We start from the raw sequence: 15699 nt of genomic DNA on the forward strand, positions 1-15699 counted from the left end.
CGACCGTTGTATGGCGTGACGATGCTTACACCAACGTAACTCTGCTTGGCGACGACAACAAGACCGTTGGCGAGAAGTTCATGAACCTCAAGAAGACCACCGCTGTTCTGGAGGACGTTACCAAGACCTCCGGCAAGGAGACCTTCGAGCTGACTCTCGACAAGAACGAGAAGACCTACGACGCCAACAAGACCACCGACGACTTCAACAAGGCTCTGTTCAACTTCACCGACGTGAAGAAGGACTACTCCAACCTGAAGTACCAGATGGTTACCGTTCTGTACAAGAACAACGACAAGTCCAAGGTTTACGGCGTTTACGCTACCAAGGACAACACCCAGCAGACCGGCATCCTGAAGAACCTCAAGATGGACGGCGAGAAGGCTAAGCTGGACGGCACCAAGTACGACCTGGCTAAGACCACTTCCGTATACGTAAACGGCTACAAGATCAACGATGACATCAAGACCTTTATTGCTAATTACGGCGATGGCGCTGATGGCAAGTACACCAACTCCAAGTACTTCCAGCCGACCGAGGTTAAGCTGCTCGCTACCGACGGCTCTACCAACTACTCCATCCTGAACGTTAAGACCTTTGCAGTAGGCAAGGTTACCGCTGTAGGTTCTGACTATGTCAATGTTTCCTACAAGGCTGGCGATAAGGATATCGTTACCAAGACCAAGCTCGAGTCTGATGACTGGGATTGGTACGACGGCATCAAGAAGGACGACTACGTTGTTCTGACTGCTGCTGGCAACTATGGCACCAACCACGGCCTCATTGAGAAGGCTACCGTTGTTACCGGCAAGGTAAACGGTACCCGTTCTGACGATGGCGTTTCCATCAACGACGAGTGGTACAAGATGGCTGGTAAGGGCAACAAGATGGTTGAGCGTCCGAACACCGGCGCTAACGTTGAGATGGTAGTTGTAAACGGCTACGTTTACTACACCGACACCACCGCTGGCTCCATCGACGACATCGCACTTCTGGTTGAGGCTGCTCCTAAGGGCGGCGTAAACTCCAAGTGGGAAGGCCGCCTGATCTTCGCGGACGGCACCGACAAGGTTGTCGAGATCGAGAAGAAGTGGGACGACAAGGACGACGGCGCAACTATCGTTGAGTTCCACGAGGGCAATGCCACCAACCCGAACTATGGCACCATTAAGAGCAAGAAGTTTGTCGACAGCTCTGATAAGGAAGTCGTAGGCTCCGCAAACACCAAGGCACAGCCGATGCTCGTTTCCTACGAGGTATCCAAGGACGTTTACACCCTGACCCGTCTGGGCGCTAAGAACACCGATGTTGATGTTACTAATGATAAGATTGAGACCAACGGCTATGACTCTTACGTAACCGTAACTGGCTCTGTCAAGACCGATGGTTCCATCAAGACTGGCTCCTTCACCTCTTCTGACAAGGCTTCCATCTCCCGCCTGTACTACGAAGCAACCGGCGTTGTATTCGTTAAGTCCAAGGCTGATGCTAACGGCGACGACGGCGACTACAAGGTAGTAACCGGCAAGACCGCTTCCGGCTATGACCGCACCCTGCGTGCAGTTGCAGCAGTTGCTAACAAGTCTGGCAACGGCTACTACGCACAGGCTGCATTCATCGACCTTGGCAAGGACTCCACCGGCGGCTCTTCCGACAACTACGCAGTTGTTCTGAAGAACGTTGAGAAGAAGACCGGCACCGCTAACGGCACTGTTTACATCATCACCGCTTGGAATGGCACTGAGCAGATCACCGTTACCACCGATGATTCCAAGGCTGCTGACATGAGCAAGGGCGACATCTTCTCTTACTCTGCAACTGGCGACACTCTGGCTGACATCGAGTATAACGAGAACAAGCAGTCCGATGCATTCGTAACTGCTTACGATGAGAACTCCGGCGACATCTCCCTGTACGTCCTGAACCAGGATACCAAGACCAAGGCATTCAAGTCCTGGAGCGCAGCAGGCAACAAGAACCTGGGCGCTAAGGACGCGAAGGGCAACGATGCAAACCTGTCCACCAATGATGCTTACACCGTAGTTGACAGCAAGAACACCGTAATGCTGTTCGTTGACTCCGACGCAGGCAAGGGCGAGACCGGCTACACCATGGCTGACATCGACCTGGCTCGCGTATTTGATTCCGACTTCTGGAGCGAGGGCAAGCTGCCGACTATCGACCAGATCAAGATCAATGGCACCAAGGCTGAGAAGGTTGGCGACAACTCCTTCAACGAGGACGATGCAGTACCGAACGTTCGCGTATTCGTTGACAACTCTGGCGACGACCAGATCACTGTTATCGTAGTTGACGTTCAGCACGACATCACTGCTTGGTAATCTTAACGGTTCTCCGTTAAGCCTGCCATAAGGCAAAGCAAGACCCCCGAGGGAAACCTCGGGGGTTTTCTTATGCCCTCTACCGACCCAAAGCAAAACCCCCGGCTTACTTGCCGAGGGTTTCGTTATTGCTGAACTTGAATACCGTCATAAACAGGATTTTGATGTCAAACAGCAGCGTCCAGTTCTCGATATAGTAAATATCGTGCTCGATGCGTCCCTGTATGGACGTGTCGCCGCGGAAGCCGTTGACCTGCGCCCAGCCGGTGATGCCCGGGCGGACTTGATGCTTGACCATGTACAGGGGGATGCTCTCTTTGAACCGGTTGACGAAAAAGGGGAGCTCGGGGCGCGGCCCGACGAGACTCATGTCGCCCTTGAGGACGTTGAAGAACTGCGGCAGCTCGTCGATGGAGAATTTGCGGATGAACGAGCCGAATTTCGTCTTGCGCGGGTCGGAGTTGGTGCTCCAGCCGGTCGTCTGCCGGTCGTTTACGCGCATGGAGCGGAATTTGTACATGTAAAACGGCTTTTTGTTCAGTCCGACGCGCTCCTGCTTGAACAGGATGGGGCCGGGCGAGGAGAGCTTGACGCCGACCGCCGCGAACAGCATGAGCGGCGAGGTGCAGATGATCAGTATCAGCGACCCGATGATGTCCATGGCGCGCTTGAGGAAGGCGTTGCCGATGTTGTCGAGCGGGATGTGGCGCAGATTGACGAGCGAAACGCCGCCGATCTCGTCGATCGCCGGGCGCGAGGGCATGAATTTGTTGTAGAACGGGATGAGGGATACCTTGACGCCGTTTTTCTCGCTGCTCGCGATGATGCCCTGTAAGTAGGTGTATTCGTTCGCCTCGAGCGCGATGACGACTTCGTCGGGGTTCTGCCGGTCGAGAACGTTCGCGATCGCGTCGTAGGTGCCGAGGTAGGATATGCCCGGCAGGCAGTCGCGCGGCGCGAGATAGTGGTCGATGCAGAAGCCGAGCGTGCGGTCGGCCTGTACCGCGCGGCAGTACGCCTGCGCCTGCTCGCCGCAGCCGACGAGAAGAACGTGCTTGAGGTTGTAGCCGTGCTCGCGGAACCGGCGCAGCACGCGCCGCAGCATCCACCGCTTGACCGCGACGGAAACGGTCGCGAGGAGGAAAAAGATGAACAGCGTCCACCGGGACAGGTGAAACTGCTTGCAGACGAACAGGAACGCCAGCAGCACGCCGAACAGGATGACGTTGCTGCGCAGCAGCAGACTGAACTCGCGCAGGAAATTCTTCGAGCGGAACGAGTCGTAAAGCCCCATCAGTCCGTACATCAGCCAGAACAGCGGCGCCATGCACAATATAGTCGTCATGTAGTACGACAGCCCGACGTGCCCGGGGATCCCGTGGAACAGATCGAAGCGGATAAAATAGGCAAACGCCATGCAGGGGAAAAGTATAAGCGCGTCCGTCAGACCGTTGATCTGGTTGAGCGCGCGCTGATTTTCCTTAATCAAACTTGCAGCCTCCTGAAATACTTAAATTTATAATTTATTCTACCATAAATGGCAGGAAAATTCCATCATCTCCTTGACAAGAACTATGCTCTGGGGTAAAATTTTTAGAGTAATATGGAAAAGTTTCGCAGACCGCGGCTGGCGGACAGACTGCGGAAAACGACGTTGTTTTTTGGCCGCAGGTGCAGTTACCTGCGCTTTTTTATTGATGGTGGTGAGATAGAGTTTGAAAAACAGCAGAAAGGTGCTGTATGTTGCCTCGACATTCGGACATCTGGCATCTTTTCACAAGCCATATCTGGCGTGGCTGGCGCAGCAGGGCGCAGCGGTGCACGCGGCGGCAGGCGGCAGTACGGCCGAGCTGCCGGGCGTTTCGCGGTATATCCCGGTCTCGTTCGAGAAGAGCATGTTCTCGCCGCGCAATTTCGCCGCAGTGATACAGCTGCGCCGCGTTCTGCGCGAGGAGAAGTACGACATGATCAGCGTGCATACCTCGCTCGCGGCGTTTTTCACCCGGCTTGCGGTGATGACCTGCGGAAAGCAGAGGCCAATCGTGATGAATACCGCGCACGGCTACCTGTTCGACCGCGATACGCCGCCGCTGAAGCGCGAGATTCTGCTTGCGGCGGAGCGCATGACCGCGCCAGTGACCGACTGGCTGCTGACCATGAACCGCCAGGATGAGCGTATCGCGCGGCAGTATCGCCTGGGACGGCATATCGTGCCGACGGACGGCATGGGCATCGATCTTGCGCGGTTCAGCCGCCCGTCCGCGCCCGAGCGCACCTGGCTGCGCCGTCAGCTTTCGCTGAGGGACGATCAGCTCGTGCTCGTCTACGCGGCGGAGTTTTCCGGCCGCAAGCATCAGTCCATGCTCATCGAGGCGATGGCGGAGCTGCCCGAGCGCGTTGTGCTGCTGCTGCCCGGACGGGGCGCGGCGCTCGACAAATGCAAGGCGCTGGCAGACCGGCTTGGAGTGCGCGAGCGCGTGCGGTTTCCCGGCTTCGTGTCGAATATCGAGGACTACTACCGCGCGTCCGATGTCTGTGTCTCGTCGAGCCGAAGCGAGGGCCTGCCGTTCAACGTTATGGAGGCGATGGCGTGCGGCCTTCCGGCGGTGCTGACGAACGTCAAGGGGCATGAGGATCTGGTTCGCCCCGGCGAGAACGGCGAGCTGTATCCCTATGACGACCGGCAGGCGTTCTGCCGCGCGGTTCGGGTCGCAAGTGAGCCGGCGGTACGCCGCATGATGAGCGAAAAAGCGGAAAAAAGCGTGCAGAAATACGGTCTGGATACCGTGTTTCCCGCGCTGACCACATTATATTATGATGCGCTGACCGGAAAAACGGGACGCGCGGCATCTGAGGAGGAAAACTGATGAAACAAAAACCGGCTCAGTCCAAAAACGGACAGGCGAAGGGAGGCGTTCAGGCAAAGCCCGCCGCGCCGAGCAGCGCCCGTTGGGGACTGTACACCATGGCGGCGATCGCGCTGTGGATCATCACCTGCTTCGACAATAACGGCAGCTATTTCACGCAGAAGGTGGTCGGCGTGCTCTGCACGGTCGGTACGCTGTTCATGATGCTGTTTGCAGGCAAGGACAAGGTAAAGCGTCTGCTGACGCCGCCGGCGTTTGCGCTGTTTGCGTACATGCTGCTGTCGGGCGTATCCACGCTGTATGCGCGCTCGCGCAAGTTCGCGATCGCAGAATTTGCGGTCTTTCTTGCGGCTTTTGCGGTCTATCTGTGCATCGTTCTGTTTTCGAATGACGGCAGGACCGCCTTCCGCCGAGCCGCGGCCACGATCGCTGCCGCGGCGGCTCCGGTCGGTCTGCTGTCCATCGACGCAGCCTCCTGCAATCTGCTGATGCGCCCGGTGCGCGTCATTATGGAGGCGATCGGCGCAGGCTACGGCAACACCGGAGGCTACTTTTACTCCCGTCTGAACACCATTTTCGGCAACCCGAATACCTACGCCGGCCTGATGTCGATCGCGTGCCTGTTGTCTATCTGGCTCGTCATCACGGCGGCGAGCCGCAGCCAGAAGATCCTGTGCACCATCCTGCTGATGGTCAACGCAGTCTCCTATCTGCTCGCGTTCTCGATGGGTTCGCTCGGCGTGTTTGTCGTGGCGTGCCTTGCGATGCTGGTACTGAGTCCGGCAGAAAAGCGCATGGATCTGTTCCTGCTGCTCGTTCAGACGGCAGTCGTTGCGCTGATCGTCGGCGCAGTTTCGGTCAAGGGCTTCGGTGATGATGTGACCGGCTCGTTCCTGCCGATGATCATGCTGATCGTCGGCTGCGCCGCGGCGTGCGTGCTGGAGATTTTTGTGCGCGAGAAGCTTGTCGCGCGCCTTGCCGACAAGGGAAAACTGCTCATCGGTCTGGTCGCGGCGGTTGCTGTGATCGCTGTTGTCTACCTGGTTGCGGCGCTGAATGTCACCGGCTCGTACACCTTTGGCACGGAGGGTGAGTTCCGCCGTGCGATTTCCCTGCCGGCAGGAGACTATTCGCTCTCCATGCAGGCGGACGGCTCGACCTCGGTGCGTGTCACCTATAAAAACACCAATAATCTGGTTCAGAACAACGAAACCGACCTTGCCAGCGGCTCGGCAGATGCTCCGGTGACCTTCACCGTGCCTGAGGACAGCAAGCTCGTGTTCTTCTACTTCGGCGGCGAACAGGGCGCGACGCTGAACGAGGCGGCTTACACCGGCGCGAAGGACGGCAGCGTAAAGCTTGGCTACAAGCTGCTGCCCGCTTTCATCGCGGACCGTATTCAGGACCTCACCGCAAACGGCAACGTCGTACAGCGCGGCGTTTACCGTCAGGACGCTATCAAGCTCTGGAAGACCTCGCCGGTCATCGGCCGCGGTCTCGGCGGCTTTGAAAACGGTGTCGTTTCGGTGCAGGATTACTATTACGAGACTAAATACGCCCATAACCACTATGTTGAGTCGCTGTGCGACCTCGGTATTCTCGGTCTGGCGGCCTTCCTTGCGATGCTCGGCACCTCGATCTGGGTGCTCGTCAAGAGCCGCAAGGAGAAGCCGCTTATCGTCATGCTGCTCGGCGCGTGCGTGCTTCAGATGTTCGGTCAGGCTGTCAGCGACGTTACATGGTCGGTCGGCTGCTGCGTACCGACGTTCTTCGCGGTGCTCGCACTTGTGACGCTGCACTGCGGCGACAGCCTGCGGCTGAATGTGCCGAACAAGAGCAAGGGCGGCGCGGTCCGCTGGCCGATCACGGCGGTTTCCGCTGTCTTTATCGTGCTCATCGGCCTCAATCTGATCGCGCAGAGCAAGTTCTCGAGCGACGAGCTGACGCTCGATGATCTCAAGCAGTGCGCGTCCATCGACCTGTTCGAGACTAACGACTACAAGCTGTCGTATCTGATCTCGGGCGGCAATGAGGAGGGCGTAGCCGACCGCTATGCGGCCGATCTGTCCCGCGTGGACTCCAACGCCATCGCCATTCCGCTTGCGCAGTATTACGCCGGTGTGGGCGACTACACCAAGGCGCTCGATGCGCTCGACCGCGGCGCGAAATACACGCGTGCAAACGCTGAGGTATGGCAGAAGATGTTCAGCCTGTACGAGCAGATGATCGATCCGGTCGGCGGCAGCATCGGCGCGGCGCAGTGGCTCCAGGATGATACCTATCTGAACCGCATGGTCAAGGGCTACGAGACGCTGTGCCAGGTCAATGCGGACCAGCTTGATGATGTGCTGTTGACGGCGGAGAACAATGCGTTCCTTAACAAGCTGCTTGCGGCAGACGCGCTCGACCCGTATGATTTCGTTGACGCGCTCACCATTTTCTCCTCGCTCGGTCTGGATACGGCCTATCTGCCGGATGCAGACGGAAACGGCGTGCCGGACTGCGCGGAGGTGCAGGAAGGCAGCGTAACGTGGAACGGCGGTGCATTCACTGCGGACTCGGACAGCACAGTCGTGTTCTCGACCGTGCTCAAGAACGAAGGCAGCTATGAGCTCGCTGTCGAGAGCAGCGACCTTGGCGGCGTTGCGGAGGCAGACGTAGACGGCGCGGCAGTGACGCTGGATGCTTCCGGCAAGGCTGTCATCGAGGCGGACCGCCTCGGCGACAGTGATGAGCCGGTAACGATCGCGCTGCATGTCAGGGCCGGCACGACGGTCTCCCATGTAACGTGGAACAAACAGTAAAAAGAAAGGTCATCCTTGAAAAAGGATGACCTTTTTACGCTTCAGCGCGCACAGAAATGAAGTTTTTTTCGACAGCTTTAAAATCCCATCGGATGGCTGCGGTGCCAGTTCCATGCGGTTTGCAGGATGGTGCTGAGTGCGCTGTAGCGCGGCCGCCAGCCGAGTGTGCTCTGCGCCTTCTCCGAGGACGCAACGAGCCGCGCCGGGTCGCCGCTGCGGCGCGCCTTTTCCACGGCAGGGATTGCATGACCGGTAACGCGGCGCGCCTCCTCGATCACCTCGCGTACGGAAAAACCCTGTCCGCTGCCGAGGTTGAAGGCGGTGCTTTCGCCGCCGCGCAGCAGGTATTCGAGCGCAAGAATATGCGCCTGCGCCAGATCGCACACATGGACGTAGTCGCGGATACAGGTGCCGTCGGGCGTTGGGTAGTCCGAGCCGAACACCGAGATCTCGCTGCGCTGTCCGTTTGCGACCTGCAGGACCAGCGGAATGAGGTGGGTTTCGGGGAAATGCGCTTCGCCGAGCGAACCGTCCGGATGCGCGCCGCAGGCATTGAAATACCGCAGCGCGGCGTACCGCAGGCCGGTCGCGGCCGCCGTCCAGCACATCATGCGCTCCATGACGCGCTTGGTCTCGCCGTAGCAGTTAGTCGGATCGAGAGCGGCAGTTTCCTCAATGGGAATCTGTTCGGGTTCGCCGTAGACCGCTGCGGAGGAGGAAAAAACGATCGTTCCGACGTCATGTGCAGTCATCTGCTCGAGCAGTACGCGCGTGCCGCTGACGTTGTTGTCATAGTAGCGCAGCGGCAGTTTGCCGCTCTCGCCGACCTGCGAGAACGCTGCAAAATGAATTACGCCGTCGATGTTCTCCTGTTCGAACAGGCGGGCGAGAAAGGCTGCATCGCGAATGTCGCCCTCATAAAATCGGCAGGCCGCCGGTACGGCTGCGCGGAAGCCGGTGCTGAGGTTGTCGGCCACGACCACCTGATAGCCGGCCTCGAGCATTGCTCGCACTGTGTGCGAGCCGACATAGCCTGCGCCGCCGGTCACTAATATCGTCATAAGTACACATCCTTGATTTTACTCATATAATTTTATAGTAGTGGCAGACCGTCGGTTTGTCAATAGAAATGGTAAAAAGTGCAGGGACAGGAATTACTTCCTGCCCCTGCTGTGCCCGGTAAAACGATACTTGCAGAATAAAAGATATGATTCGCGGTTTACCGAATGCCTGTTGTTAAATTTACTTTTCGAGCAGCGTCCAGTCGCGTGCGTCGCGGATCTTGGTCCACTTTTCGTACTTGTCGGCGTCGCTCTTGTCCGAGTAATCGTGGCTGTTGGTAGCCTCCTGCACGGCGAGATAGTACCAGACGGACGCATCCGCATTATCCGGCCACTTGATCATGTCATCGAGCAGATCCTCGCTCTTTTCGGGCAGGCGGTTGAGTACGCGGTTGACGAGCGTCATCGCCTCGGCGCGGGTGATATACTGATCGGGGCGGAAGGTGCTGTCGGGATAGCCGTTGATCCAGCCCTTGTTTGCGGCAACGCCGATCTCGTCCTTCGCCCAGTGAGAAGCGATATCCGAGAAATTCGAGGTGGTGTTCGTATTCTTGTCGTCGAAACGAGCTGCAATGGCTGCGAATTCCGCACGGGTGATCGGTGCATCCGGGTCGAAGGTGCCGTCGGGGTTGCCCTTTACGATGCCCATCGACGAGAGCGTGGAGATCGCGTGGTTGAACCACTGACCGCGCGAAACGTCGGACAGGCTGTTGGACTGGGTGGAGTTTGCGGTGCGGACATCCTCGGTCAGCAGACGGAAGAAGATGGTCGCGACCTCAGCGCGGGTGATGTTGCCGCCCGGCTTTACGTTGCCGTCCGGGTAGCCGACGATATACGCAAAGTGATCGTCGCCGTTCAGACCGGTCGGTACGTCATCCGGGATGTCGACAGTCGGCTTGCGGCCGCCGCCACCGCCGGAGCCGCCGCCGCTGGAGCGGTAGGACCATACGCCGACGAGATTGACGTTCTGCTGGAGGTTCTCAAGCGAGGTTACAATGTCTCCGGTGCCGTCTGCGCGCCAGCCGATGAAGGTGTAGCGGCTCTGCGAGGTGGTCTGTGCGGGCGCGACCGTGTAGCTGCCGCCCATCTTGACCTTGGCAGAAGCCGGGGGATCGCCTGCGTCGGACGGGATATCGCCCGTTACTTCATAGGTGACATTGCAGAATTTGCCGTGCGCGGCCTTGAGCGCGAGCGCATCGGAAACGGCCGCTTCACCGACCGTGTATTCATCAGCATAGTAGCTGTCGTCCGTCGCGTCACCGTTCCAGCGCTTGTAGGTATTGTCCGTCAGCTTTTCCTTGCCGTCGTGATACCAGCCGACGATCGGATCGTTGCAGTCGTCCAGTACCCAGTTTTCGCCGACAGGGGAAAGGGTGAGGGAGGGCTCGTAGCTGACATTTTTCTTGGTGGTATAAGTACAGTTATAGATGTCGTCACCGGCAGTATCGGCATGGTTGTTGCAGATTGCAGCCTTGCCGCTGATTTTGGCATCGCCGCCGCGATTATAAAGGCCGCCGCCATAGCTGCTGCTGTGGTTGTTGGTTACGATGCCATCCTGCATATCCAGAACGCCGCCTCCGAGAATTTCGATGCCATGTTCATTGCCGGAAGCAGTAAAGTCTGCGCCTTCTTCGATCGTTACATTACCGTACCAGTAGTCCGAACCGGTGTAAACACGCAGACCGGAACCCATATTCTTGTTCAGAGTTACCGTTGCGCCGGAAGAGATATTGCTCTTGGCAGCGAGTACGGCACCGTGACCGGTGTTGCCGCAGGCGCTGAGCGAGGAAGTGGAGTCAATAGACATGCCGTTGGCGAAAACGCCCCAGCCGCTGCCTCTGTTATCGTTGGTGATGAGGGACGAATGGTCGGAAATTGTTACGCCGCCGTAGTAGCAGCCAAGACCGCCGCCATATTTTACGTTGCCGCAGTCGGAAATATCAATCTTCGAATAGCCATCAATCAGAATATCGATTGGATTGATAGTCATACCGTGCCAGTCGCAATCAGCGATCGTGATAGAGGAGCGACCGGTAACCTGAATATTACGGTTCGGCATATCCTCGTATTCGGAGTTATCCGCGTAAATGCCGCTTGCGCGATTGCCGTTGAAACCGGAAATTTCAACCTTCGAACCGTTCGTTACATAAAGATTGCTCTTTTTATAGAGGTACATACCGCTGCCGCCTGTATGATTGGCAGGGCCGTTGAGCGTGAGCGAAGCGTTATCAAGGGTGAAATCCGAACCGTTGATAAGGTTAGCCGTACCGCCGGTATGCTCAGGAGACGCATTGGTGATTGCGTTTACAACGATTTCAATGTCCTGGAATGTCACATTGGTATTTTCAAGATACATACCAAAATCATTCAGCGTGATAGTTGGATTGACGTTTTCAGCGCCCTTGATCGTCAGCTCGCTAACACCTGCGAAAGCCAGGCCGTTATCGAGGGTAATATCCTTACCAATCTCAATCGTAGCGCCGTCCTGTGCAGCGTTGATTGCTGCATCAAGCGTCTCATACTCCGTATCGCCGATTTTCGCGGTAAACGTCGGGGCAGGCGTGTTGTTCTCGCCGCCTGCACCGCCCTGTTCGCCGCCGGTTTCGCTTTCCGCAGCGGAGTCGCTGCCGGTTTCCGAATTGCTTTCGCCTTCATTGCCAGAACCGCCGGGCTGTACATCATTGCCGCCGACAGATGTGCCGGTTTCGCCGCCGCCGTCATTACCGGCGGTTGGGTTTGCGTCGCCCGTGTCGTTAGCGTCTGCATTTGCGCCGGTATCCTGGCTGTCTCCGGTATCATTTACTACATTTTCAATGCCGTTATCCGACGCTCCGGGAACGGGTGTACCGTCCGTCGTTGTCAGCGTCGTGGTGTTGTTTGCATCGCCTTCCTCACCCTCGGCCGCGAGCGCGGTCACGGGCAGCATGGTGAGCATCATCAGACCGGCGAGAGTGCCGGCGAGGAAACGGTTATTTCTCCTTTTCATGCAAAAACCTCCTCTGCGTGCATACAGACGCAAAGGAGGTGATTTTCTGCTGTTCGGCAACCGGCTGTCGTGCGGAAAAGTCCGTTTAGACCCTGTGGCTTTGCGGCACCGGCTTTCGCCGGCTGTGCCTTTTTCTGTACAGACACGCCCTCGGCGCATGATGCACAGATCAAGTTGTCTGAGCTGAGCGAACCGGTCATTCCGGGCACATGGAAGTTTGTGGGTTCGCCCGCGCAACAGTAAATCCTGTTACTCCCTAATTATACCATAGATGTAAGGAAAAATTTCATATTATTTTCTCGAACGATGCACAAAATTCACATGGAACTTTTGTATCTTATACACAAAAATATTAAAAAATGACAGAAAAAACCTCCCGGCACAGGAGCGGGCACGCGATATTTGCACGCCGCTGCCGTTTTTTTCGTCTGCAAAAAAATGAATTTTCAAGCGCATGGAAAGATGATATAATAAGGAATATAAGCGGTGCGCCGAGGCGCCCGATCACTTGCAAGGAGAGAAAAACATGCCTAAAAAGTTTCTGGAGGCCGGTAAGATCGTCGGCACGCACGGCATTCGCGGCGATTTGAAGGTGCAGAGCTGGTGCGATACACCCGAGGTTCTGTGCGATTTTGATACACTGTATCTGGACGAAAAGACCCCGGTCGAGGTCAAGAGCGCACAGGTGCACAAAAACGTCGTTCTGATGCACCTCAAGGGCGTTGATACGGTAGAGGCGGCGGAAAAGCTGCGCGGAAAGATCCTGCATCTCGACCGCGATGATGTCGATCTGCCCGAGGATCTCGTGTTTATTCAGGATATTCTCACGTTCAAGGTATATGATCTGCGCGTTGACCGCGTGATCGGCCATATCCGCGACGTTCTGACCTCCAATCCGGCGCACGATATGTACGAGATCGCCGGCGAGGACGGCCGCCTCATCTATATCCCGGCCATCAAGCCCTTCCTCAAGGAGATCGACATGGACGCCGGCATCGTCTATGTGGAAAGCATCGAGGGTCTGATCGAATGAAAATCGACATTATGACGCTGTTTCCCGAGATGATCAACGCAGTCATGCGCGAAAGCATCATCGGGCGCGCACAGGACAAGGGTCTTGTCGAGGTCAAGGCGACGAATATCCGCGATTATGCGCTCGACAAGCACCATAAGGCGGACGATGCGCCCTACGGCGGCGGCCGCGGTCAGGTCATGCTCGCGGAGCCGCTTTACCTGTGCCATGAGGCGCTGAGTGGCGGCGAACATGTTCACACGGTGTTTCTCTCCGCACAGGGCGCGCCGTTCAATCAGGAAAAAGCGCGTGAGCTGCTCGCGAAGGAGCATTTTATTCTGGTCTGCGGTCATTATGAGGGAATCGACCAGCGGTTTATCGACGAATGCGTGGATGAGGAGATCTCCATCGGTGATTTCGTGCTGACCGGCGGCGAGATCCCGGCCATGGCGGTCGCGGATGCGGTCTGCCGCATGGTGCCGGGCGTGCTGCCCGACGAGGAGGCCTTCACGGCGGAAAGCCACTGGGACGGTCTGCTGGAGCACCCGCAGTACACCCGCCCGGAAAACTGGCGCGGCCGCGAGGTCCCCGAGGTGCTGCTCTCCGGCCATCATGCCAATATCGAGGCATGGCGGCGCGAAATGAGCCTGCGCCGCACGAAAAAGGACCGCCCCGACCTGTTCGCGAAATTCGAGCCGCAGGACAAGCGCGACCGGAAGATCCTCGAAAAGATCCGTCAGGACGGCTGAAAACTGCATCAGAGCACAGAAAACCCCCGCGCCATCGGCGCGGGGGTTAATCTTTCGATAAAATCCGGTTTTACGACAAATAGCACTCGCGCGGCAGCGCGCATTCAAAAGCGTTTGCTTTGCAAACGCAGCCCGTAGGCCTCTATCCTTAAAATATTTAATGAGAGCAAAAACCGAGGACATGCGCCTCGGTTTTTTTACTCTTAGAGGGAGAAAGTTTCCGAATGGGAACTTTCGGACGACTTGTGTTCTGCGAAGTCAGAACACAGATTGTCGGCGAAACGAAGTTTCGCGACAGCTCTTTTACGGCTCCAGACGGTTCATATCGCGCGGGAACATGGATGCCTCGCGGATGTTGTTCAGGCCGAGCAGCTGCATGGTCAGACGCTCGAGGCCGATGCCCAGACCGCCGTGCGGCGGCATGCCGTACTTGTGCAGCATGGTGAAGGACTCGAACAGCTCGGCGTTCATCTTGCGTGCTGCGAGCTTGTCCATCTGCTCCTGATAATCGTGGATACGCTGGCCGCCGGTGGTGATCTCCAGACCGCGGAACAGCAGGTCGAAGGACAGCGCGAGCTTGGGATCGTCGCGGTCGTCCATCGCGTAGAACGGACGCTTTGCGGACGGGAAGTGGGTTACGAATACGAATTCAGAGCCGTACTCCTCCTTCGCCCACTGGCACAGCAGAACCTCCTCGTCCGGGTTGAGGTCGTAACGGTTCTTGGACTTATGGCCGTACTTCTCCTCCATGATCTTCTTCGCCTCGTGGAAGCGGATGGTCGGGATCTCCTTGATCTCCGGGACGTCAGCCTTGAGCAGGGCGAGCTCCTCGGGGCAGTGCTCCTTGACGTAGTTCATGACGCTCTTGAGCATGCCGGTCTCCATGGCCATGACGTCGTACATCGAGTCGATGTAGGCCATCTCGAAGTCCAGACCCATGTACTCGTTCAGGTGGCGGGAGGTATTGTGACGCTCGGCGCGGTAGACCGAGCCGATCTCGTATACGCGGCCGAATGCGCCGGCGAGGTACTGCTTGTGGAACTGCGGAGACTGTGCAAGGTAGGCCGGATGACCGAAGTAGTCCAGCTTGAACAGGTTCGCGCCGCCCTCAGCGCCTGCAACGACGATCTTCGGGGTGTGGATGTGGGTAAAGCCCTGGCTCTGCATGTACTGTGCGAAGCCGTCAGCGATCGCGCCCTGTACGCGGAAGATCGCCTGCTTGCGCGGATGACGCAGCGTGATCGGGCGGAGCGGGAGGTCGACGTCGAGCGACAGACCCATATACTTCTTGCCGATCGGCACCGGCAGCTGGTCATACGGCTTGCCGAGGACCTTGACCGCGCTCAGGACAACCTCTACGCCGTGCTCAGCGCGCGGCTCCTCGCGGACTGCGCCGGTCACCTCGAGGACCATGGCATCGCGCACGTCGGAGCGCTTGATGTCGCCGATCGCATCACCCTGGAAGGTGCACTGGATCAGGCCGCGCTCTACGCGCATGACAACGAAGGAGAAGTCCGACATGTCGCGGACACGGTGTACCGTGCCGCGGAAGGTGACCTCGCCGCCGACTGCGTCGCAGACGCGCTTTACGGTGTCAACATACTGACCCGCTTCATGTATCATTTCCATATTTTCAACGCCTCTCTAATTGAGCAATCTCAGATGTGTTATATTGTAGCATGTTTTTGCCGTTATGGCAAGGTTTTTGCACCAGAGACAGCAGAAAAACAGCTTTTTTTCGCGGTACGGCGGCGGGGCGGATGATTATGCGCGTTTCTCGATAAATATCCATGAAAATAGTTCTTTGCAGGGCGGCTTTTCTTTGCTATAATAGTATAAAGTGCTTTTACGCTTTATCAGATACAAGAGTAAAAGGAC

The 15699-nt window shown here is 57.2% G+C and carries 10 protein-coding genes and 1 riboswitch; of the genes, 5 read left to right on the forward strand and 5 right to left on the reverse strand.

Translation table 11 applies throughout. From position 1 onward, the window contains the following. Window positions 1–2342, forward strand: a 2342-nt coding sequence (locus H8S02_RS06295) for a hypothetical protein (protein WP_186969809.1), incomplete at its 5' end; no start/stop codon positions are given. A gap of 106 nt (window positions 2343–2448) precedes the next feature. Here H8S02_RS06295 and H8S02_RS06300 read toward each other — a convergent pair. Then, window positions 2449–3831, reverse strand: coding sequence for an undecaprenyl-phosphate glucose phosphotransferase (locus tag H8S02_RS06300; protein WP_118722644.1), 1383 nt, complete (start codon window positions 3829–3831; stop codon window positions 2449–2451). A 226-nt stretch (window positions 3832–4057) separates the two neighbouring features. Between H8S02_RS06300 and H8S02_RS06305 the strand changes: the two genes are divergently transcribed. Beyond that, window positions 4058–5209 carry a glycosyltransferase gene (locus H8S02_RS06305; protein WP_186969810.1) on the forward strand — a complete coding sequence of 384 codons (1152 nt, stop codon included), beginning with the start codon at window positions 4058–4060 and terminating at the stop codon, window positions 5207–5209. Then, on the forward strand, window positions 5209–8013 hold the full coding sequence (locus H8S02_RS06310) for an O-antigen ligase family protein (protein ID WP_186969811.1): 2805 nt from the start codon (window positions 5209–5211) through the stop codon (window positions 8011–8013). The genes H8S02_RS06305 and H8S02_RS06310 overlap by 1 nt, the downstream gene beginning before the upstream one ends. A 77-nt stretch (window positions 8014–8090) precedes the next feature. On the opposite strand, the gene galE is transcribed toward H8S02_RS06310, so the two are convergent. Together galE and H8S02_RS06320 are read right to left on the reverse strand one after the other, a co-directional pair. After that, on the reverse strand, window positions 8091–9074 hold the full coding sequence (galE, locus tag H8S02_RS06315; RefSeq protein ID WP_186969812.1) for a UDP-glucose 4-epimerase GalE: 984 nt from the start codon (window positions 9072–9074) through the stop codon (window positions 8091–8093). Between the two features lie 181 nt (window positions 9075–9255). Continuing rightward, the gene (locus tag H8S02_RS06320) at window positions 9256–12060 is read right to left on the reverse strand and encodes an S-layer homology domain-containing protein (protein ID WP_186969813.1); all 2805 of its coding nucleotides are present in this window, start codon (window positions 12058–12060) and stop codon (window positions 9256–9258) included. A 52-nt stretch (window positions 12061–12112) separates the two neighbouring features. Beyond that, a riboswitch (cyclic di-GMP riboswitch) is annotated at window positions 12113–12199 on the reverse strand. A gap of 387 nt (window positions 12200–12586) precedes the next feature. Between H8S02_RS06320 and rimM the strand changes: the two genes are divergently transcribed. Continuing rightward, complete coding sequence (rimM, locus tag H8S02_RS06325; protein ID WP_118686042.1) at window positions 12587–13093, forward strand: ribosome maturation factor RimM; 507 nt, start codon at window positions 12587–12589, stop codon at window positions 13091–13093. After that, window positions 13090–13821 (forward strand): tRNA (guanosine(37)-N1)-methyltransferase TrmD, encoded by a 732-nt coding sequence (gene trmD / locus H8S02_RS06330; RefSeq protein WP_186969814.1) that lies wholly within the window; start codon window positions 13090–13092, stop codon window positions 13819–13821. Before rimM ends, trmD begins: the two co-directional genes overlap by 4 nt. A gap of 303 nt (window positions 13822–14124) precedes the next feature. On the opposite strand, the gene aspS is transcribed toward trmD, so the two are convergent. Both aspS and H8S02_RS06340 read right to left on the reverse strand, forming a co-directional pair. After that, window positions 14125–15450, reverse strand: a complete 1326-nt coding sequence (gene aspS / locus H8S02_RS06335) for an aspartate--tRNA(Asn) ligase (protein WP_186969815.1) — start codon at window positions 15448–15450, stop codon at window positions 14125–14127. Between the two features lie 4 nt (window positions 15451–15454). After that, window positions 15455–15613: a hypothetical protein gene (locus H8S02_RS06340; RefSeq protein WP_186969816.1), complete on the reverse strand. Its 159-nt coding sequence runs from the start codon at window positions 15611–15613 to the stop codon at window positions 15455–15457. Between the last annotated feature and the right edge of the window lie 86 nt (window positions 15614–15699).

The organism is Agathobaculum hominis, assembly GCF_014288055.1.
Classification (GTDB): Bacteria; Bacillota; Clostridia; order Oscillospirales; family Butyricicoccaceae; genus Agathobaculum; species Agathobaculum hominis.